This is a genomic window from Vibrio sp. WZ-1 (assembly GCF_052037695.1).
In the GTDB taxonomy this organism is placed as follows: Bacteria; Pseudomonadota; Gammaproteobacteria; order Enterobacterales; family Vibrionaceae; genus Vibrio.
The window spans coordinates 24,046-48,847 of sequence record NZ_JBQEQR010000080.1 but is presented as its reverse complement, the minus strand read 5'-3'; the positions used below and the strand labels follow the sequence as shown (position 1 = coordinate 48,847).

21 protein-coding genes are annotated in these 24,802 nt (G+C 45.3%); 13 read left to right on the top strand and 8 right to left on the bottom strand.

What is annotated here, in order from left to right; all coding sequences use genetic code 11:
• The first annotated feature begins 234 nt into the window (after positions 1-234).
• From ACTS60_RS16845 to ACTS60_RS16825, 5 genes are read left to right on the top strand one after another with little or no spacing between them, the layout of a single operon-like run.
• Positions 235-1,371, top strand: coding sequence for an efflux RND transporter periplasmic adaptor subunit (locus tag ACTS60_RS16845; RefSeq protein WP_440889200.1), 1,137 nt, complete (start codon positions 235-237; stop codon positions 1,369-1,371).
• Complete coding sequence (locus ACTS60_RS16840; protein WP_440889199.1) at positions 1,364-2,635, top strand: TolC family protein; 1,272 nt, start codon at positions 1,364-1,366, stop codon at positions 2,633-2,635. Before ACTS60_RS16845 ends, ACTS60_RS16840 begins: the two co-directional genes overlap by 8 nt.
• A complete protein-coding gene (locus ACTS60_RS16835) occupies positions 2,632-3,846 on the top strand; it encodes an ABC transporter permease (RefSeq protein ID WP_440889198.1) in 1,215 nt (404 codons plus the stop codon). Before ACTS60_RS16840 ends, ACTS60_RS16835 begins: the two co-directional genes overlap by 4 nt.
• Before the next feature lie 2 nt (positions 3,847-3,848).
• Entirely contained in the window at positions 3,849-5,132 is a 1,284-nt protein-coding gene (locus tag ACTS60_RS16830; protein WP_440889197.1) for an ABC transporter permease, read from the top strand.
• A gap of 22 nt (positions 5,133-5,154) precedes the next feature.
• Positions 5,155-5,847: an ABC transporter ATP-binding protein gene (locus tag ACTS60_RS16825; RefSeq protein WP_039842270.1), complete on the top strand. Its 693-nt coding sequence runs from the start codon at positions 5,155-5,157 to the stop codon at positions 5,845-5,847.
• A gap of 55 nt (positions 5,848-5,902) precedes the next feature.
• On the opposite strand, the gene ACTS60_RS16820 is transcribed toward ACTS60_RS16825, so the two are convergent.
• The gene (locus ACTS60_RS16820; RefSeq protein WP_010447410.1) at positions 5,903-6,517 is read right to left on the bottom strand and encodes a 3'-5' exonuclease; all 615 of its coding nucleotides are present in this window, start codon (positions 6,515-6,517) and stop codon (positions 5,903-5,905) included.
• Between the two features lie 457 nt (positions 6,518-6,974).
• Here ACTS60_RS16820 and ACTS60_RS16815 point away from each other — a divergent pair, with 457 nt between their 5' ends.
• The 4 genes from ACTS60_RS16815 (at position 6,975) to ACTS60_RS16800 (ending at position 12,526) form a co-directional block, all read left to right on the top strand.
• On the top strand, positions 6,975-9,218 hold the full coding sequence (locus ACTS60_RS16815; RefSeq protein WP_440889196.1) for a DEAD/DEAH box helicase: 2,244 nt from the start codon (positions 6,975-6,977) through the stop codon (positions 9,216-9,218).
• On the top strand, positions 9,211-9,885 hold the full coding sequence (locus ACTS60_RS16810) for a DUF2290 domain-containing protein (RefSeq protein ID WP_440889195.1): 675 nt from the start codon (positions 9,211-9,213) through the stop codon (positions 9,883-9,885). The genes ACTS60_RS16815 and ACTS60_RS16810 overlap by 8 nt, the downstream gene beginning before the upstream one ends.
• A 607-nt stretch (positions 9,886-10,492) precedes the next feature.
• The gene (locus ACTS60_RS16805) at positions 10,493-11,467 is read left to right on the top strand and encodes a DUF1852 domain-containing protein (protein WP_440889194.1); all 975 of its coding nucleotides are present in this window, start codon (positions 10,493-10,495) and stop codon (positions 11,465-11,467) included.
• A 30-nt stretch (positions 11,468-11,497) separates the two neighbouring features.
• Positions 11,498-12,526 carry a methionine synthase gene (locus tag ACTS60_RS16800; RefSeq protein ID WP_440889193.1) on the top strand — a complete coding sequence of 343 codons (1,029 nt, stop codon included), beginning with the start codon at positions 11,498-11,500 and terminating at the stop codon, positions 12,524-12,526.
• Between the two features lie 637 nt (positions 12,527-13,163).
• Here the strand turns inward: ACTS60_RS16800 and ACTS60_RS16795 are convergent.
• Complete coding sequence (locus tag ACTS60_RS16795) at positions 13,164-14,054, bottom strand: DMT family transporter (protein WP_440889192.1); 891 nt, start codon at positions 14,052-14,054, stop codon at positions 13,164-13,166.
• A 466-nt stretch (positions 14,055-14,520) separates the two neighbouring features.
• Between ACTS60_RS16795 and ACTS60_RS16790 the strand changes: the two genes are divergently transcribed.
• The 4 genes from ACTS60_RS16790 (at position 14,521) to ACTS60_RS16775 (ending at position 17,050) form a co-directional block, all read left to right on the top strand.
• Positions 14,521-14,994 (top strand): MarR family winged helix-turn-helix transcriptional regulator, encoded by a 474-nt coding sequence (locus ACTS60_RS16790; RefSeq protein ID WP_440889191.1) that lies wholly within the window; start codon positions 14,521-14,523, stop codon positions 14,992-14,994.
• A 587-nt stretch (positions 14,995-15,581) separates the two neighbouring features.
• Positions 15,582-15,935, top strand: a complete 354-nt coding sequence (locus ACTS60_RS16785; RefSeq protein ID WP_252041888.1) for a hypothetical protein — start codon at positions 15,582-15,584, stop codon at positions 15,933-15,935.
• 297 nt (positions 15,936-16,232) lie between these two features.
• Positions 16,233-16,649 carry a GNAT family N-acetyltransferase gene (locus ACTS60_RS16780; RefSeq protein WP_171053759.1) on the top strand — a complete coding sequence of 139 codons (417 nt, stop codon included), beginning with the start codon at positions 16,233-16,235 and terminating at the stop codon, positions 16,647-16,649.
• 53 nt (positions 16,650-16,702) lie between these two features.
• Positions 16,703-17,050: an SH3 domain-containing protein gene (locus tag ACTS60_RS16775; protein WP_440889190.1), complete on the top strand. Its 348-nt coding sequence runs from the start codon at positions 16,703-16,705 to the stop codon at positions 17,048-17,050.
• A 77-nt stretch (positions 17,051-17,127) separates the two neighbouring features.
• Here the strand turns inward: ACTS60_RS16775 and ACTS60_RS16770 are convergent, their stop codons facing one another.
• The 6 genes from ACTS60_RS16770 to ACTS60_RS16745 all read right to left on the bottom strand — a co-directional run bounded on the left by ACTS60_RS16770 (position 17,128) and on the right by ACTS60_RS16745 (position 24,793).
• Positions 17,128-18,762: an FGGY-family carbohydrate kinase gene (locus ACTS60_RS16770; protein WP_010447431.1), complete on the bottom strand. Its 1,635-nt coding sequence runs from the start codon at positions 18,760-18,762 to the stop codon at positions 17,128-17,130.
• An 11-nt stretch (positions 18,763-18,773) separates the two neighbouring features.
• Positions 18,774-19,733, bottom strand: coding sequence for an ABC transporter permease (locus ACTS60_RS16765; protein WP_440889189.1), 960 nt, complete (start codon positions 19,731-19,733; stop codon positions 18,774-18,776).
• 3 nt (positions 19,734-19,736) lie between these two features.
• A complete protein-coding gene (locus ACTS60_RS16760; RefSeq protein ID WP_002162592.1) occupies positions 19,737-20,735 on the bottom strand; it encodes an ABC transporter permease in 999 nt (332 codons plus the stop codon).
• Positions 20,728-22,221: a sugar ABC transporter ATP-binding protein gene (locus ACTS60_RS16755; RefSeq protein WP_440889188.1), complete on the bottom strand. Its 1,494-nt coding sequence runs from the start codon at positions 22,219-22,221 to the stop codon at positions 20,728-20,730. The genes ACTS60_RS16760 and ACTS60_RS16755 overlap by 8 nt, the downstream gene beginning before the upstream one ends.
• A 62-nt stretch (positions 22,222-22,283) precedes the next feature.
• The gene (locus ACTS60_RS16750) at positions 22,284-23,258 is read right to left on the bottom strand and encodes an autoinducer 2 ABC transporter substrate-binding protein (protein ID WP_010447437.1); all 975 of its coding nucleotides are present in this window, start codon (positions 23,256-23,258) and stop codon (positions 22,284-22,286) included.
• A gap of 518 nt (positions 23,259-23,776) precedes the next feature.
• Entirely contained in the window at positions 23,777-24,793 is a 1,017-nt protein-coding gene (locus ACTS60_RS16745) for a DUF2955 domain-containing protein (protein WP_138956379.1), read from the bottom strand.
• Between the last annotated feature and the right edge of the window lie 9 nt (positions 24,794-24,802).

The window sequence follows — 24,802 nt, the reverse complement described above, 5'->3', positions numbered from 1 at the left end:
GGCTAGCTACACAGCAAAGTCTCTGCCTTGTATAAATAGCCAACAATTCGCTGCAAAAATCAGCTCGAAAGGTCAACAGACCCTAAATCCAGTTATTCATTTTGTTTATTGTCAATCCTGCCTTACATAGTCTTACCAAATACGACAAATTCAGGACGTTAAAGCCGATATTATCCTAGAACTTTGTGATCAGGAGATGGTCACAAGACTACACAACAATCATTGGTATCAATAATGGCAAAAACTTGGCTTGTCTCTGCTGCGAGCGTTGCACTGCTTGGCGGTGGTGCGTATTTCTATCTGCAATCTTCTGATCAACCAGAGGCTTTACCGACACTCGTGGTGGAAACTGGAACCATCGAAAAACAAGCGGTGGCTGTCGGTAATATTGTCCCTGCTCACTCAGTTTCTATTAAGTCCCAAATCGACGGCATCGTCGGCGAGATCTATGTGAAAGTCGGCGAGAAAGTGAAGCAAGGCCAGCCATTGATTAAGGTTCGTCCTAACCCGACCCCACAGGCACTTACGGATGCGTCAACGGATTTGATGCGCAGTGAAGCGGATTTAGAATCTGCCAAGCAAAAGCTCGCCAACCTCGAAAGCTTGGTAAAGCAAGACATCATTCCAAACAACTACGATGAATACGTTAGTGCGCGCTCGACGGTGAAATCGGCTCAAGCGAACGTTCTGCAAAAACGCCAGAACCTTGAACTTATCCGCAGCGGCGAGGCGTCGATTGGCAATGCGCGTCTGACCTCCACCATTTATGCGCCAATTGATGGCACGGTACTAAATCGTAAAGTGGAAGTCGGTGAGCCAATTATTTCAACCGAATCAAGCCAAGCCGCGACAGAAATGATGTCTCTGGCCGACATGAACAGCCTGATCTTCAAAGGCAGCGTAAGCGAGCATGATGCCGCGCAGCTTTCACCGGGCATGCCCGTTTTGCTAACCGTTGCGCCGTATCCCGATGTGGAAATCTCCGGCGTGCTGACTAAAGTGGCGATTCAATCAGAGAACTTAAACTCGCCAGAAGGCAATGCATCGGCAAAAAGCTTCGATAACGGATTTGGGGTTGAAGTGGGTGAGTTGAAAATCCCTAAAGAAGTGATGCTGCGTTCGGGCTTCTCATCGACAGCGCAAATCACGCTGAAGAAATCAGAGAACGTTTTAACGCTGCCAGAGCGAGCACTACAGTTTGATGGTGATGCGCCGAGCGTGTTGGTTCCAGATAGCTCTGAGCAAGGCTTCCATAAACAACAAGTGAAACTTGGCTTATCAGACGGCATTAACGTTGAAGTATTGGATGGCGTTGAGCTGAACGAAGAGATCATCGATAACAGCATGATGATGGGAGTCGCGCATGGCTAAGCTGCATTTGTCTAAAATTGGTTGCGCGATATTAGCCGCAACACTCAGCTTACCAAGCTATGCGATTTCGATTGAACAAGCATGGCAACAAGCGAAACAGAGTGACCCAAATTACGAGAAAGCCAAGATTGGCGTGCAACTCGGTGAAGTCGGTGTGGATGCGAGCCGCAGTTCATTGCTGCCAGGTTTAAGTGCGACGGCATCGGCGGATTGGAGTGAATCTGCCGATAACACCAACAGCTACGGTGCATCGCTGTCTCAAACCATTTGGGACAGCAGCTTGTGGTCCGATCTAGACCAAGCCAATGCCAACTACATCAAGGCTCAATTAGAACTGGCTCAATCACACAATGAATTAGCACAAAGACTGCTGTCATCGTATTTGGATGTCGCGAGCGCACAAGGCGATTTGCAATTGGCGCAATCTAAGTTGGAAGAAGGCAATAAACTGCTGAAGATCATCGAGAAGCGTTACCTCGCGGGGAAGGTTAAATCGGTGGACGTGGAAGAAATTCGTGCAACTCAAGTCGCAGACAAAGCAGGCATTTTGAGTGCGCGCTCTGATCTGGAAGTCAAACGCGCCGCACTAGCTACACTGATCAACCAGATCCCACAAAGCGTTGACCAAATTCGCACCGATTCTCTTATTCAACCGCCAATGATGGTGGACTCTCAAGAGCAATGGTTAAAGCTTGCCAAAGACAGCAGTCCTGAGCTGTTGGTGGCTGCGCAAAACGTAAAAGCCAGTGAGTTTGCTAAAGACTCAGCCCAAGGTGGTTACTACCCAACGGTGAAAGGTAACGTCGGCTACAGCGATGATGACCGACGCAAAGATGGTGAATTCAACGCGGGCATTACCCTAAGCGTACCGATCGATTTGAATGGTGCAACGCGTGCAAGAGTTGACGAAGCCTCATTGAATATCCTCAGTGCTAAACAAGATTTACGCAGAGTCGAAATCGACATTCAAAAGCGCGTTATCCAGCAGTTTACCCAAGTAGACATCAACTGGAACCAAGTCTTGATGGCAAACGAACTGGTTACTTCACGTGAGAAAGTGCTGCGCAGCAAAGAAAAACTTTACGATGCGGGTATGTTAGAAGTATCGGAAGTCATTAGCGCGCACAACAACTTGTTTGAGGCCAAAAATAGCCTGCAAAGCAACTTGTACAACTACTGGCGTCAGCGTATCGGTCTGCTGCAAACCGCAGGCAAGTTAGACGACGACACCATGGCACTGATCTCCCGAGCTTTTAATTCATGACCAGTTTATTGCAACAAACATGGCAAACGCTGATGGCGCATCGCATGAAAAGCATGCTTGCCATCATCGCCATTGCTTGGGGCGTGATATCCGTGGTGGTGCTGATTGCATTGGGTGAGGGCTTTTATCGCCATCAAACCCAGCAGTTGTCGTTTATGGTCAACAACGTGCAAATCGCGTTTCCGTCGAGCACCAGCAAACCATGGCACGGCTTACCCTCAAGGCGTCAAATTCAGATCCCGCAAGATAAAGTCGATATGATTAAGCAGTCTGGTTTTGTCGAAGCGGCATCGAGCGTTTATGCCAAATGGGATGCGAGCGTCACCAATGACAAAGGGCAGAACCTGACCAGTAACGTCAGCGGTATTGACCCGTCTTACTTCTCCCTTATTCAACGTAAGTTGGAGTCTGGCTCGCGCAACCTGTCACCAACTGATATCGCTAACCATACGCGTGTTGCCGTGCTTGGCGATCAAATTGCCAAGATGGGTGAAATCGGCATTGGGCAAATGGTCAAAGTGAACGGCATTCCCTTCTTGGTGATTGGTATCATCAAAGATGAGGACGCAGGCATTTCATTCGGCGACAGCCGCAAAGTCTTTATTCCGCAAACCACGTATCTCGATTTGTGGGATGCCAAACCGTGGATGCTACTACTTAAGCCGACTGAAGGTATGGATGGTCCCGCTTTCCGACAAGCGATCGTCAACTTCTATGCTAAGCAACTGCACTTCGACCCAGCTGATAGAGAAGCGATCAACCTACCAGATTTTAGTGAAGGCGCCGCGCTAATCACGGGCATTTTCCGAGGCATTCAAATCTTCCTTGGGGCAAGTGGCGCAATGACCATGGCTGTTGGGGCGCTCGGCGTCGCAAACATTATGTTCCTCTCAGTGACAGAGCGAACGCGAGAAATCGGCGTGCGCTTGGCGATAGGCGCGACACAAAAATCGATCCTCAGTCAGTTCATTCTTGAAGGTTTGTTCTTGGTGGCTGTCGGTACAGCACTTGGCCTGTTAGTCGCGTATATGGTGGTGGCGTTGTTAGGCTCCATTACCTTACCGGAGTGGTTAGGTTTTCCTGTTATCACACTGGATTCCATTGCTTGGTCACTGTTAGTCACGCTGGTTCTGGCGTTGTTGGCGTCTTACTTCCCGGCGAGACGAGCATCGCGGCTCACTCCAGTAATCGCTTTGAGCGCGAGGGCATAATCATGTTGCTACCAATGAGACAGATTTTTCAGGAAATGGCGGCAGAAAAGCTTCGCTTAGGCTTAACCATTCTAGCTGTGGCATGGGCGACCTTGTGTATCGCTGCAATGCTGGCCGTGGGCGAGGGCATTCGTCAGGGCGTTTTAAGAACCGCGCAAAATGGTAACGGGAACCTGATTTACCTAACGGGTGGTATGGCGACGGTCGATTATGGCGCTTTTCATCAAGGTAAGTTCTTAACCTTAAAAGTCGACGATACTGATGTGGTCAAAGCCCTTCCAGAAGTGAAGAGCGTCGCACCCACCGCTATTTGGAATGAGCGCATTACCGTGGGCGACCGAGGTTCATGGCAAGAACCATTGGCCGTCACTACAGACTTCGCATCAATGACCAACCTAATGCCAATGGATGGCGGACGCTGGCTAAACCCACTCGATCAAAAGCAGATGCGCAAAGTGGTCGTATTGGGCTATTCGCTCGCGGCGGACTTGTTCAACCCTGTCGATGACTTTAGCTGGTTCGCGCCAGTGACACTGCAAACCGATCCCGTGGGGGAAAAGGTCAAGATTGGCAGCGAGGAATTCACGGTTATTGGTGTTTTGAAGAAGAGCAGTGCCGAGATTGAGCAGGGCGACCAAATCAACTATTCCAGCTTTGTACCGTTAGCAACATGGCAACGCTTCCATACCAATGGCGATATTGGTGGCATCAACGTCGAGCCGCAAGCCAACACCGACCGTAAAAAGCTCGCAGAGACCATTCGCCAAGTCATTGCTCGCAAACATGGCGCGAGTGTCAGTGATGAGCAAGTGGTGCAAGTGGAAGACATGTTCCTTAAACAGAAAAGCATGCAGCAGTTTTTGATTGGCCTGCAAAGCTTCCTCGGCATCATCGGTTTTGTCACCCTTGCCGTCGCGGGTGTGGGGATCGCCAACGTTATGTACGCGACCGTGAAGCGTTCAACCCGAGATATCGGCGTTCGAATGGCGGTCGGTGCTACACCAACGGCGATTCGCTTGCACTACTTGGTGCAATCACTGATGACCATGATGTTAGGTGGCGTTTTGGGATTAGGCGTGACTTACGCATTGGTATCGGCAATCAGCGCCATCAACCTAGAAGGCAACGTATTTTATGAGCACCTTGGCAAGCCAGTTCCAGAGCTGTCGTGGATTGTAGTCGCGATTGTGATTACCACCTTGGTGATCATCGGTGTCGCATCCGCTTGGTTACCTGCAAACCGCGCTGCAAAAGTGAGCCCGTTGGAGGCACTGCAAAGTGAATAATAATAAGAATTCTGGAGAGAAGATGTCGAACAAACCACTTGTTGAGCTAACCAACATCTGCAAATACTACTCAAGCGGAGAGGCGGAAGTGCGCGCACTAGACGGCGTCGACTTAACCATCAACCAAGGTGAGTTTCTTTCGATTCTTGGCCCGTCTGGTTCGGGAAAATCAACCCTAATGAACATGCTTGGCTGCTTAGACAAACCAACCGATGGCGAATACCAACTGGGTGGTCAAAACGTGGCAAGTCTAAGCGCGAACGAGTTAGCGGGTATTCGCAACCAAAAGATTGGGTTTGTCTTCCAAAGCTTCAATTTGTTGGAATACGCGACAGCGTTGGATAACGTGGCTCTGCCGTTAGTTTACTCTGGCATCAAAGCCAAAGAGCGCCGTCAACGTGCCGCGAAGCTGTTAGAGCAAGTGGGGCTAGGGGATCGTCTCGACCACAAACCAAACCAGCTTTCTGGCGGTCAAAAACAGAGGGTCGCGATTGCAAGAGCCTTGGTCAATGATCCGCAAATCATCTTAGCGGATGAACCCACAGGGGCATTGGATTCGAAGTCCGGCGCAGAGATTGAAGCGCTGTTCAATCAACTCCACGCCGAAGGCAGAACATTGATCATCGTGACGCACGATAACGCCCTAGCAGAGCGCACCAAACGCATAATCACCATCAAAGATGGCAAGGTGATTTCGGATAGAGTGCCGCAATAACGCTCTAGCGTTGGAGATAAACTCTTGAACGATGAAGCGTGAGTACTCGAGTGGATTAAGCGCGGCTTTTAGCCAGTAGCTGGTCCACTTTTCCTTTTGCTGTCTTACTTACCGTCTGCATAAACTTGAAGCTTGGCGCTGCAATGCCGGATTGCTCAAGCTCTTCTACCATCAGCAACCACAGTTTGGCTGTTACCTGTGCATCGGCTAACGCGCGGTGGAACACTCCGTCGTTTTCAATATTCTTATAACGAACCAATTCACCCAACTTGTGTGACGGCGCATCTTGAATCAGGCGTCTTGCCACCAATAAAGAACACGCGAACTCGCCAGAATAACCGCAGTCGATTCGCTCCAGTTCCGCATCCAAAAAGCGCTTATCAAAAGACGCGTTGTGCGCAATAAGATTCTCACCCGCAATAAATTCACTGAACGATGCCATCACTTCATCGCAGCTCGGCGCGGTGCGCAGCATGTTATTGGTAATGCCTGTGTAGCCCTCAATAAATGAGCTCACACGAAAGCCTGGATTCATAAGTTGCTGAAAACTATCGACCACCTCACCATCAACGATCTTAACCGCACCGATTTCAATCGCGCGATCACCCATATTCGGAGACAGACCTGTGGTTTCAAAGTCGAGTACGACAACGGAGTTAGCTTGAGGCATGAAGTTTTCCAACTGAACAATAAGGCGCAAGAGTATCGTTGAAAGAGTGGGAAAAGGGAAGGAGTGGGAAGTGTTAGTTACGTGAGAAATTTGGAAAGCCGAGAAAAAATAGGTGCTTATTTGTAAGCTAGGCTTTTACAAATTCAAATCCTGTTCATAGGCTTTGACCTACGAAAAGTTATCCAGTTGGTATTACGGGGAAATTCCACAACACTCGAAAGTCTGCGGTGTTTCTGTGTGAATCTATTGACTTAGTTTTGAACGACATTGAAAGAGGAACTGTACTCACTATAGTGAAGCTACGGGCTGTCGTAGTTAAAGGAGATATTGAAAAAGAGCAATTAGTTGTCTTTCTCCTCCTTAAACTTCTCCATCTACAGGTTTAATTTATTGTCTTGCAAGGTGATTTGAGCAACAATTGAGGGATAAGAAAAGTTACATCTTGTAAGGTTAATCAATGAAAACTCTCAAATTCTTACCCGGCAGTATCGCTGTTGAAGATAAGGTTCATACAAAAGTTGTAAGTAGCCTTATTGAAGACGTTTTCTCGAAATGTCATGGCTATTTTGGATACAAACTAACCACGCTTGGTAGAGATAGTGACGACGAAACTCCAACATTTATCTTGATTACGAAAGAGTACGGTATCACTTTGATTGATGTACTCGAAGAAAAAGTAACAGCAGTTAATTATGATACTGATCTAGATGTTTGGATCGTTGGTGACAATGAAAAGATTGTTTCTCGTGATTACTTCAATGATGTCTTCACAGATGAAATCGAAAGTAGGCTAAAAAATGAGCCTTCTTTTTATTCTCGCAAGAAAAGAAAGATTATTGTTCCTACCAGCAGCCTTTTAGTATTTTCTTTGAACAGCAACGAAGAAATAGATAGTTTGTTTCCTGATGACGATCTGTTTTCAAGTTACGTTACTAAAGAAGATCTTAAAAATGAACTGTTTGACTTTAAATCTTCATTAGAAAAGTTCGATTGCGATGACGCTACTTTTGATAAAATAGTAAGCCTCATCGAAGGTACATATATATTTGAAGACAAATATAAGATCAAAGAAGAGAAAGTTCTCAAAACAATTAACGATTTCATTGAAGAGTCTTTACACAGAACGTTTAAGCAAGATGAAGCTCAACGCGTAATTTCAATGCAAATACCTGATGGTCCACAACGCATAAGAGGCTTAGCGGGGACTGGTAAAACAATTGTGTTGTCTTTAAAAGCTGCTATTACTCATAAGCGATTGAAAGATTACAAGATATTGTTTCTGTTTAATACTCAAAGCCTGTATGGGATCATCACACAATATATTAGTAAATACTATGTTGCAGAGGCTAAGAAAGCACCAGATTTTGAAGATAAATTAAATGTTTATCATGCATGGGGCGGGAAAAGCCGACAGGGGCTATATTCATCTCTATGTAGTCAACTAGGACTGGCTCCTAAGACTTTTGGTGAAGTAAAGGGATACACGCAACCACTTGAGTTTATTTATAAAGACCTTCTTGATAAAGCAGGTCACCTCTTAGAGCCTATTTATGACATGGTTCTTATTGATGAGGCGCAAGATCTTCCTCCATCTTTGTTTGAGACTATTTATAAAATAACAAAAGATCCAAAACGTATCATTTGGGCGTATGACGATTTTCAATCACTTACCGACATGAAAATCAAAGGACCTGAATCACTTTTTGGGATTAATCCAACGACAAATGAACCAAATATTGGACAAGATAGTTTAAATGGCCAGTATCTTGGGGGGATTGATAAAGATTTCGTATTGCCAAACTGTTATCGCACGCCTAGACCTGTTCTTATGACAGCGCACGGTGTGGCAATGGGCTTGTATAACAAAGACAAGATTATGCAACCTTTCGACAATAAAGCTGACTGGAACGCTATAGGTTATACGCTATTAAAACCACAGAAAGATACTCTAGTGGAGGGTGATGCTGTTGAGTTAACTCGACCGAAAGAAAACTCTAAGAATAACCTTGAGTCAATTATCGAAAATTATGGCTATAAGCCAACTGATTTGGTCAACTGCGTTAAACAAAATTCACTGGGTGAAGAGTTAGAGTATGTTGCCTATAAAATTCAAGAGCTGATTACAAAGAATAATGTTCCACCTGAAGAGATTATCGTCGTTAATATTAATAATCGTCGAGGGGGGAAAGAGCAATTAGCTGAATTAAGAGTTAAATTGAATCAGCGTGGAATTCGCTGTGTATCTCCCGGATATGTTGAGAGTGCTGATGTATTCAAGGTTCCCGGTTCAGTAACGCTTGCGACACCATTCAGAGCGAAAGGAAACGAATCAAATATTGTGTTTGTCTTTAACTCCCAAAAAGTAGTTGAAGATGCATCGCTTCGAGCTAGGAATGCATTCTTTGCTTCTCTAACTCGCTCTAGAGGCTTTTGTTATATTACGGGTCATTCAAACAATATGGATATTCTTAAGTTAGAAATCGACCAGATTAAAAGGGATTTTCCTAATTTTGGCTTCGTGCGCCCTAGTGATAATAAGATTGCTTATGTTCGTCAATTGATCCACACCTCTTCAGAGGAGTTTAATGCAATTGAGAAGTCTCTTGATAAGCTAAAATCTAATCCTGAATTACTGCTTCAAGAACTAAGAAATAATCCGGAGTTGGCTAAGTACATTTCTGAGGGATTAGGTGATGAGTAGTAAGGCTCATGTGATTCAAAGCTTACACAACATAGATAAGGTATATCCGACACTCATCATGACTACAAATGTGGATCTAACTAATCCAAAGGTCATTACTTGGGAAAAATATCGTCCGGGCATCTTGTCAAACATATCTTATCCAAGAGAGTATCAACTTCTCGTCGATGGGGGGCAGTACAGTTATTTGCTAAAAGATAACTCTTTTTTTCAGTTCTACTTTGGTTATGACGATCAAGATCAGCTTACTAAATGCAGACTTGCTTACTATCCTGCTCCAGCATTTACAAAAGAGAGTCTTGAAAATATCGAAGAATACCGAAAATCTGCCACTGATTGGCTTTGCGATATATTGGATGAGGTTTCCATTGATATGCTTGAAAATGATGCTAAGCTCACTCAAAACTCTCATATTCGGTTTGATTATGATGCCAATGTACAGTCGCACTCTAAATGTCATTTGCAGTTTGGTGGTATCAATGACTTTCGAATTGCATCGCAAAAGCTGGTATTACCCTTCGCATTCTTCACTAAGGTAATCTCTGACTTTCATCCGTTGTGGCTGACTGAAGCAAAGTCCCCTAAGATACAAACTGCTTCCTTGAAGCATAGCCTTAACAAGGCATACTCTTTCCAAGAAAATGATTTGTTCGTGATTACTACTTGATTCCACCAAAATTGAAAATAGGCTCTTTATGAGCCTATTTTTTCATTAGTCTTTATCTCGCCTTCTGCAAGTCGTGCTTATAAATCTAAGAACTTGTCCATATTTTTCTTAAACCGTTAAGCCACCCTTAAACTTACGAAAAACATAGTGTTTTGCCACTTTGAGTTAGTACACCTAAAACTAACCATCTCTCTTTCCACAAATTTGAGACGCGGAAATTTCTGCGTCTCATCTCCTGAACCTAAAGCAAACAACTACACTGCACAGTAAAGTAGCGTTGCCGCTAAAGTCAGATGAATCGCTTTGCCATGCTTCTGGAATTGCAATTGAAGCAGTTTTCCACGCGATAAATGGACACCAAAAACTCAAACCATGAAATTCCTTCATGTTCAACGTGAAGTATTACCAATGTTATTCAAGTAACGAAGCAAGTATAAAAAACAGACTGCTCTGGTGTTAGGCACTGTGACAGCTGTTTTTGAACTGAATTTTCGAAGTAAACGCTGCACACACTGACGATTGGGAAAATCAAAAAAACACAACCATCCCCAAGAACAGAGTAGGAATCAGTCAGCGTTTATCTAAGGAAATAGGATACCAACTCACCATGAATAACGATTTCAACTTTGCTATTAAGAGCATCCGTTTTGATGAGAACTACCAACCATCAGACAGCACGCGCATCACGACCAACTTTGCCAACCTAGCTCGTGGTGACAGCCGCCAGAATAACCTTCGCAATGCACTGCGTATGATCGACAATCGTTTTAATGCTTTAGCGCATTGGGATAACCCGAATGGCGATCGTTACAGTGTCGAGTTGGAAATTATCTCTGTGGATATGGATATTCAAGGCAGTGGTGAAGCGTTCCCTTCTATCGAAGTGCTTAAAACCAACATTATTGACCGCAAAACCAACGAACGAATTGAAGGTATTGTGGGTAACAACTTCTCTTCTTATGTGCGTGATTACGACTTTAGCGTTCTACTGTTAGACCACAACAAAGACCAGCCTCAATTTAGCATCCCCGCTGATTTTGGTGAGCTACACGGCAAGCTGTTTAAAGCGTTCGTGAAGTCGGAATCGTACCAACAACATTTCCAAAAGCCGCCAGTGATTTGTTTGAGTGTGTCGGACAACAAGGTTTACCGCCGTACTGACAACCAGCATCCAGTGTTGGGTTTTGAATACCAGCCAAACGAATCGTCATTGACCGAACAGTACTTCAAAAAGATGGGCTTACAGGTGCGCTACTTTATGCCGCCAAACAGTGTCGCTCCGTTGGCATTCTACTTCTTCGGCGACTTGTTGAATGACTACTCGAATCTAGAGCTGATCAGTACCATCAGTACCATGGAGACGTTCCAAAAGATTTATCGCCCAGAGATTTACAACGCGAACGCGGTAGCCGGCCAGTGCTACCAACCGAACTTGAAGAATCTTGATCACTCGTTAACCCAAATCGTTTATGACCGCGAAGAGCGCAGCCAGCTTGCAAAAGAGCAAGGGAAGTTTGCTGAGGAGCACTTCATCAAGCCTTATCAAGCGGTCCTAGAGCAATGGTCTGCAAATTACGCGTAATCGAAAATGAGAATCTAGAAGGGAATGACGATGAAAACATTATTACCGACTTCAACGGCGGGCAGCTTACCTAAGCCTTCTTGGCTGGCTCAACCAGAGACGCTTTGGTCACCGTGGAAACTGCAAGGCGACGAGCTAATTGATGGCAAACGCGATGCGCTGCGTGTCTCTTTACAAGAGCAAGAACTGGCAGGGGTCGATATTGTCAGCGATGGAGAACAAACTCGCCAACACTTTGTGACGACCTTTATTGAACATCTTAGCGGAGTAGACTTCGAGAACCGAAAAACCGTGACCATTCGTAACCGCTATGACGCGAGTGTGCCGACGGTTGTTGGCTCAGTTAGCCGAACCAAACCTGTGTTTGTCGAAGATGCGAAGTTCTTGCGTCAGCAAACTAAACAACCGATTAAGTGGGCGCTTCCGGGGCCAATGACGATGATCGACACGCTGTATGATGATCACTACGGCAGCCGAGAAAAGCTGGCTTGGGAATTCGCAAAGATTCTTAACCAAGAAGCAAAAGAGCTTGAAGCGGCAGGTGTCGACATTATCCAATTTGATGAGCCCGCATTTAACGTGTTCTTTGATGATGTGAACGAGTGGGGCATTGCTTGCTTAGAACGCGCTATTGAAGGACTAAAGTGCGAAACCGCCGTGCATATCTGCTATGGCTACGGCATCAAAGCCAATACGGATTGGAAGAAAACATTGGGCACTGAGTGGCGACAATACGAAGAGGTATTCCCGAAGTTGCAGAAATCCAATATCGATATTATCTCGCTTGAGTGTCATAACTCGCGCGTACCTATCGAACTACTAGAACTTATCCGCGGCAAGAAGGTGATGGTTGGCGCAATTGATGTAGCAACCGACGAGATTGAAACACCAGAAGAGGTTGCAGAAACTCTGCGCGAAGCTCTTAAGTACGTCGACGCTGACAAACTTTACCCATGCACCAACTGCGGCATGGCGCCTCTATCTCGCGAAGTCTCAACTGCGAAGCTCAATGCACTCAGCGCAGGCGCAGAGATCATTCGTAGAGAGTTGGCTGGCTAATATCAACACTTTGGTTCGACACAATAAATTAAAGTTGGGTCATTCCAGCGAGTCCAAGCGAGACTAGGAATCTGCTAACCACTCGCTGGGAAATGGCGATAACCTTCGAACTTCACAGCACTCGGTGGGTAGATCCTGATTCACGCTCGTCCCTCGCTGTTCAGGATGACGTAAGTTGGGAGATACGTTGCTCACCTACTCAACTATTCGCTTTGTACCCAAGGTCGGGTCATACCAGCGAGTCTAGACGAGAATAGGAATCTGCTAACAACTCGCTGGGAAATGGCGATAACCTTCGAACTTCACAGCACTCTGCGGGTAGATCCTGAATCATGCTCGTCCCTCGCTGTTCAGGATGACGGACGTTGGGAGATACGTTGCTCACCTACTTAACTATTCGCTTTGTATCCAAGGTCGGGTCATTCCAGCGAGTCTAAACGAGACTAGGAATCTGCTCACAACCCGCTGGGAAATGGCGATAACCTCAGAACTTCACAGCACTTGGTGGGTAGATCCTGAATCACGCTCGTCCCTCGCTGTTCAGGATGACAGATACTGGGAATTATGTCGTTCACAACAAACCCAAGAGTTCGGGTCTTGGTTTTTTCTATCTATAAGATCACGAAAATAGAAGACGCTAGTAGTTGATTACTTCCTGTTCGGTCGGAAGCTTTTTACGATATTCGAAGAACTGAGCAATCAAGTTGCTGACAACCATCAATGCCATTACTCCAATCTGCACGTGAGTCAGTGAATCTCCCATGAGTGTGACGCCTAAGATCATCGCCAGAATTGGGTTAAAGGTGCCAAAGAAACTGAGCTCATTCGTTGTAATTAATGGGATGGTATAGACATAAGCCCCGTATGCTACAGAAGTGAGCCCGATAATAATCCAACCCATAGCGAGCCACTGTTCTAAGTTTTCTGGCACTAAAGGCACGACGATTCCGCCGGAAAAAACATCCCAGTAGGCGAGCGGTAACAAAATGATGCCGCCAAAAATGAGCTTCCATGTCAGTAGTTTCCACCAATGGATTTTTTTCATCACATGTTTAGCGACAACACTTCCCGCAATCAATGCGCTCATTGCTCCAACTAAAAGTAATACTGCTGACCAACTAATTGGTGAACTGCTGGTCAAGAAGAGGTAGGCAGAAGATGCCAGTAGCACGACTGCTGATACCAATTGGATAATTGATGGTTTGATTTGATGTGCAATCCCCATGACTGCCAAACTCACGACTGGCAAGGCGATCATTCCGACTCCCACTAATGTGCTCGGTAGTTTTAATGCCGCAGCAAACAATAAACCAAAAAACAAAGCGATATTGAGAAAGCCAATTAATAACAAAGCGGGTAACTCAGATGCCTTCGGTAGTGTTGGCTTTAAAATTAATAGAATGAAGCCGGCAGGCAGGGCTCTCCATACCGCTAACGCGAACGGTGACCAACCAACGAACTCCGATGAAACAACAGCGTAGGTCGTTCCCCAAAGTAACGGGGCTAATATCGCCAAGATGATTTTCATGATTCTCCCTCAACTGTATTTTTATTAATTTGTGTTTATATAAACATAATTTACTTAAACACAAATTAAGCGTAAAGTCACCCTCATTGATCTTTTCTCTGATCCTCTTGAGGTGATTTTAGAAGGTTGAGGTTTTCTTTTAACAGTAGGTTTTGATTCTAAAGTTAGTGCTAGTGGATGCGTAGTTTAGAAGGAAGAAGGTTTAGTCTCAGATAGTTAGGAGGTGATGGATAATGAAGGCGATATATTTAGTTAAAGCAGTGATTAAAGCGCTCATAGCCTTTTTCGTAGATGTTCTCGCAATTTTAGTAATGGTACTATCTACGTTAGGTCTTATTCTTGAGTCTCTCTACTTGTATGCAAAGCTGACGTTTAAGAGATGGCGTCGTCGGTTATGGCAAAGTAGTAGCAAGTGACGAGAATAAAATAGTATAGAGCGTTATTACATGGATTCATTATTTTGAAGATGACGAGCAAGCAAGTTGCTGAGCAGTGGATATCAATAAACAAAGAGTTGGACGGGAGCATCATTGAACTAGTGACGTTATTCGTTCGATTCGGTACGTCACTTTCAGATGCAAGAAGCGATTTTTGCAAGAAGCATGGATTAAATCCGTCAGAGTTTGATGTTCTAGCTACATTATACCGCTCAGGGGAGCCTTACGAGCTGACGGCAAAAGCACTCAAAGAGCAGACATTGCTACCATCTTCAGGTGCACTATCAAACCGATTGGAACGCTTAGAAGCAAAAGCTCTTGTCGTACGCAAACATGACTTAGTTGATAAGCGCTCAGTCAAAATCTCGTTGTCAAAGCAAGGGTTAGGGTTGGTTTCCGCGATGGGACCTGAGTTTTTTGGTGAAATGGCAACGCTATTTGAGGTTCTTTCTAATGATCAGCAACAATCGCTATTGAGCTTGATGAGCTCACTTCAGTCTTAATACATAATCTGAGCGACACGGATGTAAAAAGGGAGCGGTGCTCTCAAAGTTTCATGTCTTGCAGTGCAGGCGCAGAGATTATTCGCAGAGAGTTGGCGGGTTAATATCAGAACTTAGGTTCGACGCAATAAACCCAAGGTCGGGTCATTCCAGCGAGTCTAGACGAGACTAGGAATCTGCTAACCACTCGCTGGGAAGTGTCGATAGCCTTCGAACTTCACAGCGCTCCGTAAGTAGATCCTGAATCACGCTCGTCCCTCGCTGTTCAGGATGACAGATGCTGGGAATTATGTCGTTCACAACAAACCCAAGAGCTCAGATCTTGGTTATTTTTGTCTATTAAATCAACAGTATAGATTGTTTTCGGTTTATAAAAAGTTAGCATTCGGTTTATAAAAGTTAGTATTAGATAAGGCATCTAATAAAATTCAGCCCCTTTGTGATTTTAATTCGGAAACAAAAAATGCCTATTTAATCAACTAGAGCTGAATATATAAAATTAGTATATTAATCACGATTCATATGCGGTGGCTAAATTATTTGTGATGAAGCCACTTGGATAGATAAGTGATTATATAGAGGAAACAATGAAAAAATTATCACTGTTGTTATCGCTTTGTTCGCTAGGTTTGGTTGCTAATGGCTGTTTTGCTGCTGAATGGTTGGAAGGGGTTTATGTTAACCAAGATGAGTCATCTTTGATGGATGAAGCTATCTTCTGTGATAGCGGTAAAGCATACGCTGGCATGGCTCCAAGACTGTACCAAATTGAGGTGAAAGACGATGGTAACTACGTCGTGTTGAACTCGAACGGCAAGTTCACTTTTAAGATCTCAGACGACAGAACAGAGTTATTTCCTGCTGATGGATTTACCTCACAGTGGTTCACTGAAACCAGCCTAAAGCTAGATCCAAAACGAAACGATACTTGTAACTGGTAATCGCGTTAACAGGTAAGTGCGTCACACTATGTTCTTACTTGCACTTGAGCCTATTGCGCTTGCAAAAAGACTTTCTGATTGCGCAAAAACAATAGCTTAATAGGCTCAAATATCTCATCTTTTATTCGACCGAATTCAAGCACCCTCAAGTTAAACCTGCATTTTCGACTCCTTCGTATTGATGCGTAACTATTGGCATTTTTATACAAAACTGGCTGGTAAGCCGCTTGATGTGTCTATAGAGTAAAGAGCAATTGCATCATTTTGTTTTTAGGGAAGTTTACTGTGATAAGAGAAATGGAAATCTCAGACTATGATCAGGTTATTGCGTTGTGGTCTGAAACAGAAGCCATGCTGCTAAGGGATGCCGATTCCAAAGAAAATATCGCCAAATATCTAGAACGCAATCCTGGTTTGAGTTTTGTGGCGTTGGATGGTGATGTGATTGTCGGCGCCATTTTAGTCGGGACAGATGGGCGTAGAGGTTATGTTCAACATTTAGCGGTTAAGCCTGAGTGCCGAGGCTTGGGTACTGGTGCTCGACTTATCTCAAGTGCAGTGGATGCGTTGTCTCAAGTAGGGATTGCGAAAACTCACCTTTTTGTTGCTAATGAAAACCTTAATGCGCAAGCATTTTATGAGAAGTTGGGGTGGTTCCCACGTGATGAAGTCCGTATGTTTTCCTTCAATTCCTCTGAGCTAAGCAACGTTTAGGTTGCATTGCTAAGCCAATCAACAGGCGCTAAGAACCGATCAGGAATAAAACCATGAAATATAAGGTAATCAAAGAGTACACAGATGCACCAAAGGATCCGATACAGGTGTCTGAAGGTGAACAATTACAATTTATTGAAGAGTCCGACCCAAATGGGGATTGGGCCAATTGGGTATTCTGTAAAGGCGTCGGGAAAGAAGGCTGGGTGCCAAAGCAAATACTTACAATTGAAGGCTGCGATGTTCTGGTGCGCAAAGATTACTTTGCAAAAGAACACACGCTGTCAGTGGGCGATGAACTTGTCGAAGAATATGAGCTAAATGGCTGGATATGGTGCGAGAAGGTTGGGGCGTTAGGTGGATGGGGATGGGCTCCTTTAAATCATTTATCTAAGGGATGAGCGAGCTAATGTGATGGTATGGCTTATCTGTACCCAGAATTAGAAAACCCAAGGTGATGAGCCTTGGGTTTAGTGTTTTAAAACGCTTCCATTAGACGTTTGTATTGAGCATCGTCCTCATACATTTTGTGGAAAATTTTGTACTTCGCATCATAGAAGTGTTTTATTTTCTCTGTCTGAGGCATCACGCTTTTGCTTATCCGACTCATCGCATTCATCGCATCTGGAATATCACTGTAGAACCCTGCAGCCACGGAGCCCAACATTGCAGAGCCAAGAAGTACGGCTTCACTCTCTTCTGGTAGTAGGATCATACAGCCAGTCGCGTTGGCGTGTTCTTGTAGAAAGACACTGTTTTTCGTACCACCGCCACAGGCCATAATGGTATCGATGTCATAGCCTGAGTCGTTCATCACTTCGATAATATGGCGTGTGCCGAGTGCGATGCCTTGAATGGTCGCAAGGTACTGCAATGCCATATCATCCAACGTTTTTGACATTTTTAGTCCGGTGATTGTGCCAGTCAAATGAGCATTCGCTCTCGGTGAGCGGTTGCCATGGAAGTAAGGCAGAACATGAATATCTTTTGTCAAAAAGGCGATGTCTTCTTTGTTGCCAGCAAGTTCCAATAAACGATCGTTTAATAGTTGATAAACGGTTTTGCCTTGCTTGTCGGCTAGCTCCTTCGCGTTTTCATACAGTGGGTGAGAGGTGATGATGTGGTCAATCAAAGCACCGGTAGCTGATTGCCCACCTTCATTGAGCCAGTAACCTGGGATCATTGCACTGTAGTACGCTCCCCAAACACCATCAATGAATCGAGCAGTCTTTGATGCTGCCATATGGCAAGACGAGGTTCCGCCGATCAAAGCGAGGCGTTTGTTAAAGTCGGCTTTCTCACCCGTCATCCCTGAGGCACCAAGAACACCAATACCACCGGCATGGGCGTCGATGATGGATGTGCCCACGGCGGTTCCTGGGGTTAAACCTAAGTCATCGGCTGCGTGCACGGTTAGACCGTCACCGACAGGCTGGCCCATAGGTAGAATTCTATCACCAATGGTTTTTGCATTGTCTTCCAGTAGGTCTTCCAAACCAATCAGTTCGAAAAAGCCTCGATCCCATTTGTTTTCATGGCCAAGGTATGTCCATTTACATACGGTTGAGCAAAGGGAGCGACTGGCATCGAATGTTGCTTTCCAAGTTAAAAAGTCGGGTAGGTCGAAGAAGTAACCCGCTTTTGCCCATGTATTTGGCATGTTTTGCTTGAGCCAAAGCAGCTTAGGTGTTTGCATCTCTGGTGAGATACGGTTTCCCACATAAGCCAATACAGGATGCTGAGTTTTGTTGATCCGATCGGCTTGCGCAATAGCGCGATGATCCATCCACATTACGACGTTTTGTTCGCTGCGCCCAGTAGGGCTCACCGTTAGCGGCTGGCCACTTTTATCCAACACGACTAATGAACAAGTCGCATCGAAACCGATGCCTTTGACTTGGATAGGGTCGATGTTGGCTTGAGAAACCGCATCTTTAACCGCAAGACATACACATTGCCAGATGTCATCGGAAGATTGCTCAACGAAGTTAGCTTGAGGTTTGAACATCATGGTGTCGCGTTTGGCTTCACCCACTTTACGACCTTCTGCGTTAAAGACACCCGCACGCGCGCTGCCACTGCCTACATCAACGCCGATAAAATAAATACTCATATACTGCTCCGTTAAGCCTTATTTTTTTGTAAGAAGATAAATAAGATCAAGATGCCGCCCCATAGCGCCATAGTGAGATAGCTGCTCACTCCCAGCAAATTAAAGCCACTTTCTAATGTTTGTAATACGATAAGCGCAAGACCAATTCCGATAATGCGTCCAAAACCACCGTCTGGGTTAATTCCCCCCAGTACTGAAGCGAGAATGGCCGTCAAAAGATAGGATTCTCCGTAGCCAGCCTTCGCGGAGTTGAATTTTGCCATCATCACAATAGCTGCGACCCAACAAAGCACGGAAGAGATGACATAAACGTACAAGGTCGCTTTTTGTGTGTTGATACCAGAGAAACGAGTGGCTTTTTCATTCGACCCTATCAGGTAGATGGTTCGACCTAAACTGGTGTGTTCCAATAGTGCCCATAAGCCGATTGCAAAGCCAACGAACAAGATCAGCGGCATAGGTACGCCAAAGATAGAGCCGTTGCCGAGTACCAAAAGGGTTTCTGGGAAACCAGAGATAACACTACCGCCAGAGATCAACACGTTCAGACCGTTAATCAGGGTCATTGTCCCTAAGGTTGCGAGTATTGGTGAAACGCCAACGTACGCGATCAATGCACCATTGAGCAAGCCGATAACCGTAGCGGTAATGAGGCCTCCGAAAAGCGCCAAGATAAGCATTGTTGAGCTATCAGGAGCTTGAGTAATGATGCTCGCCATTACCAAACCACACGCGTTGGTTGTTGCAATGATCGACAGGTTGATACCACCAGTCAGCATGCACACGGCCATTGCCAGTGCCAGTAGACCGAGCAGTGGCATTTGCGATGACATCGATTGTAAGTTATCAATGGAGAAGAATGCTTGCCCACTTGAGAACGCCATAACGGCGAGAATGCCAACTAAAATCACCAGTAAGTAACGAATGTTCTTGTCTGTCGGTAGCTTTAAACTATTTAGCACTTGTTCCATGGTTTATGCCTCTTGTAGCGCTTGTTTTTTCTCATTGATTGCCGTCATGCTGATGCTGCAAACAATGATTAAGCCAGTTACGACCGTGTGCCAATATGAAGGTACACCGAGCAACGTCAGGCCGTTCTTAGCAACGGCGAGCAAGATCACCCCGAGGACCACGCCAAACAGCGTACCTTTGCCTCCTGTCATACTCGTGCCACCAAGTACAACTGCAGCCAGTACCGTAAGCTCAAACCCCATAAGAGAGTTTGGAGCGACTGATTGGGTAATTTGGGTTTGAACCACTGAAGCAATGCCTGCAAGTGCCCCCATGTAGCCATAAACGAACAGATTAATACCAAAGAGGTTAATACCAATACGACTCGCCGCATCTGCATTGCCGCCTACTGCATAAATCTGACGACCTAAGCGGGTCTTAGACATCAGGAATGAGGTGAGGGCAATCATTGCAACTAAGGTTAAGATTGGCAGTGATAAACCGTAGTCATAGCCGTCGCTACCGGTAAACGTGAACAGCTCAATACCATCCATAAACCAGTCAGGAAAACCGTACAACCATTCGCCGTTACTAAAGTAAATCAGTAAGCCAAAGAACACATTCAATGTTGAAATGGTAATGATGATCGCTGGCACCTTGAGTTTGTATACCAGTGTGGCGTTGATCATGCCCAGTAACACACCCACAACGGTTGCAATAGCAAACGCAATCATGAAGTTACCACCAATCGTCAAAATGTACGTCGCGGTGATGTACTGCGCAATCGCAGCGGTCGCTGGGAATGAGATGTCGATGCCGCCAGCGATAAGCACGACAAACAAACCACAAGCCATGATGCCTAGTAATGCAGAGCTGACTGACATATCAAAGATGTTCCCAAGAGTGAGGAAATCTTCAGAGGTAAAAGTCAGCACTGCGACAATCAACACAATCATCAATGAGAGGTAGAACTCATGACGCTTGGTGAATGAAGATAAGGAACAACGAAACTGGTTAAGCATTGACTGCCTCCATGATTTGTTGCTCGGTAGAGTGAGCGGGTTGGAAGTCATGAGTAAAACGTCCTTCTTTCATCACAATCACGCGGTGACTGTTGTAGAACACTTCTGGGATTTCATCGCTGACCATGATGATTGCCATTCCTTTTGCGGCAAGGTCTTTTGCGATGGTGTAGATTGCTTCTTTGTTGGCAACGTCGACACCCACGGTCGGAGAGTCAAGGATGAGCACTTCTGGCTCTGCGGCAATCCATTTTGCGATAGAGATACGCTGCGCATTACCACCGGATAAACTTGTTACTGGGAGTTTTGGATCTGCGACTTTGATGGACAATGAAGAAATCAATCTATCGACGAGCTTGTTTGCCTTTAGATGGTCAAGAAAACCTGAGGGCTTCTTCAGTCTGTGCATCACTGAGGCCGTAATGTTGTCTTGAATCGCTTGTTCCATCACCAACCCAGTCGACATGCGGTCTTCAGAGACATAACCGATGCCTTGAGAAATCGCGTCACGGTTAGATTTGAATGTAGTCGGTTGGCCGTTTATGCGGATAACGCCGCTGTCTGGTTGAGTCATGCCGAACAGTGCCATGCACAATTCGGTTCGGCCTGCGCCAAGTAAGCCGGTGATGGAGACGATCTCTCCCGCACGAACTTGAAATGAAATATCGTCAAACTGGCCACGTTTTGACAGCTTTTCGACTTCAAGTTTGACGGCTCCTTGCTGGTGGTAATCGGCAAGAGGAGTGAATTCGAATCGTTGTCCGGTCATTAGAAAAGCCAATTCGTCACTGTCGACTTCATCAGCTTGATAGGTCCCGATGGTGCGGCCATCACGAATGACAGTGATCCGGTCGGAGATCTCCATTACTTCATCAAGCTTGTGGCTCACAAATACCACAGTGACGCCTTTGGATTTAAGGTCTGCGACCACTTCGATGAGGTGATTCACTTCGGTGCGAGTGAGTGAGGCGGTTGGCTCATCCATGATCATTAATTTGGCATCAGATGCCATGGCTCGGCAAATGGCGACGAGCTGACATTCGGCAATTGAAAGCTGCTCAACGCGTTTATCCAGTGGTAATTTGACACCTACTTTTGCCATTGCTTGAGTTGCAATGATCTGGATACGCTTTTGTTGCACCAGCCCTTTTGTCCATTCAACATGATCCTGAATGGCAATATTCTCTGCGACAGTTAAGTTTGGGAATAGGGATAAGTCTTGATAGATAACTTGAATGCCGTGTTCTATTGATTGCTGTGGAGTGAGTCGAGAGTAGCGTTTGCCCGCTAATGTGATTTCAGCGCCTTTCTCTGGTGCGTGAACGCCAGATATCACTTTAAATAATGTGCTTTTCCCACAGCCATTTTTGCCGGCTAAGCAGTGCACCTCACCCTGATTGAATGTTAGGTTTATCCCATCCAATGCCTTCACGGAACCAAAGTGCTTGGATACTTGCTTGAGGGTAATAAAAGGAGTTCCAGACATGATCATTTCCAATATGGTAGGGCGGCGTTGCACCGCCCAATTTAGAACAGAGTTTGTTTAGCTTAGAAACCGAGCTGACGTGCGTTGGTTTTATCCACTTCTAGAATCTTGTTAAACTTGATCACGCGGTTTTGCGTATCGATTTCTGCATCGCCTAGGCCTTGGACATTGACCCCTTGAGATACGTCTTTGCCTTCGAGCATTTGCTTAGCAACGGCAACCATGGCGTAGCCCGCATCTGCTGGGTTCCACAAGAAGCCTTTATCAATCTCGCCACGAGCTAAGTACGGAGCAGCTTGGCTTGGCATCATAATACCCACGACGCTGATTTTGTCTTTTGCGCGTTTTTTCTTAATGGCTTCACCTGCACCGATGCCACCTAATGAACCGTAAGAAACGATACCTGCCATATCTGGGTGTGCTTTCATCAGGTCATTCGTTGCGGCATAAGATTGATCGATGCTTTCAGCAACTGGCATACGGCTAGTGACTTCATACATGTCTGGGTAGGTTTTCTTTTGGTAATCGATCGCTAGATTTGCCCAGTTGTTATGCAGTGGCACCGTTAATGAGCCAACATAAACCGCGTAACCACCTTGCTTGTCCATATTTTTTGCAAGCTCATCCATGGTTGCTTTCGCGTAGGCTTGGTTATCAATCGTTTCGATATCCCAATCCGCGCCATGTCCATCTGGTGACTCATGGGTTAATACGATAATCCCTTTCTCACGAGCTTTTTTAAATACTGGCTCCAATACAGTTACATCATTCGGTACCACAGTAATTGCATCAACGCCTTTGGCAATTAAGTCTTCAATAATTTTAACTTGTTGCGCTGGATCTGGAGTGGAAGGACCAAGCTGGCGAGCTGTCACGCCGAAATCCGTAGCTGCTTGCTCGATCCCTTTATTCATTTGGTTAAACCAAGGAATGCCAGACACTTTAACTACGTTTACGATTTCATAATCTTTAGCTTGAACGCCTGCAGCAGCAAGGGCTAGCGTTAAAGCTGCCGCTTTTAGTAAGACCTTTTTCATCTTCATCAATCCTTTATTCGTTATGTGTAGGGTAAGTTGAATCGATGAGGTGATCTTAAGGTGTATTTCAATAGAAGATTGATCACCAGAGATTGAAGTGTGATTTACACACGTTAATGAAAAATTCTCTAGCGATTTGTGTTAATGAATTGTGAGTATGAAAGTGTGACGTAATTTAAGGATCAGTTTTCGCCATTGTGGTTATTAAAAATACAACAACTAGATCATATTGTTTACATATTTGTTGGGTTTTGAAAATGCAGGCAGATGGTTACGAGCAGAACTGGCTCTTAATGAGAGATTAATTGATAAATAGTGACGTTCAATCACAATAATTAGCAATCAAACTGTTTGTTACATGGTTTTCAGGTGATGGCCATCACCTGCGTTCATGGTAAGAAAAAGAGAGAACGCAGGCAGTTTGTAATTATATAACGAATAATAGTGCGTAGTTTTCACAAGCGGCTACTGACGTAAACCGTCCAGAACCAGGTTCGGTTCACCATGCTCATGCACAACTACATTTCCACATGTTGAATCTCTGGGTGCTTCAATAACATGACTCGAATCCAGTGGTGTACGACCCACATCACCATGGCAGTGAGCAGCACCGCAATGAAGATAGAGCTAAAGCGGTACAAGATGGAAAAGAACGCGTCTTTTTGCTCGGGAACTAACGATGTTGTTAGTGGCACGGATAGAGCAGACATGGCCGAGAATGCAATGGCGGCTTTGGCTTGCCCCTTGGTGAGCCACAGACAAAATGGTCCCATCGCGATGGTAAATGCTAGCCAGAACAACAAACCGTGCCCAAACCAACTGCCCAAAATTAACTGTACTGTCATACCTGCAATACAGCCTAGGGCAGTACCGATGATACGTATCTTTGCCATTGCCATTGAGCCAGCCAGTGTCATTGGCGTTAGGATAATGAGTATCGAAGCTTGTGCAGAGAGTGAGTCGTACAAATCACCTACTTGGAACACCACAAACGCTGCCATAGCGACGACCCAACCCATTGCAACTTGGCTAATGTAGTCGATATCGCTTTTCACTGGCGTGGTCATCTCTGTTTGCAGGATCTTTGATTCAGGCTCTGGGAACAGCCAGTAGGCAAGGGCGCAAACAAAGATATTGCTGAATGAGATCACCCAAAGGTTGACGTTGAACTCTTCAATATCCATGAAATCGTAGCTTGCAAAGTTAAGCACGATAGAGCCGACCAGCAATCCCATATAACCAAACAAGTAGGTTTTCTGGTTCATCATTGCAATGCATTTGAACATCATCATGATGCCAACAGCAGCAAACATCAGGGTGGGATGAAATTGCAGGTATTCAAGAATAAAGGTGGCTTGAACCGTTGTCCAAACCGCAGAGAACAGCACCATCAATACTAAGGGCAGACTGAAGTGATCCATACGGCCGAGCACGAACAGTGGCAGCATGACGGCAAAGAAACCGTAAGACCAACCAAAGATCATGCTCAACGCCAAACCCATTGAGCAGCCAAACCAAATACGTAAGGTTTTCATCGTAGCCGC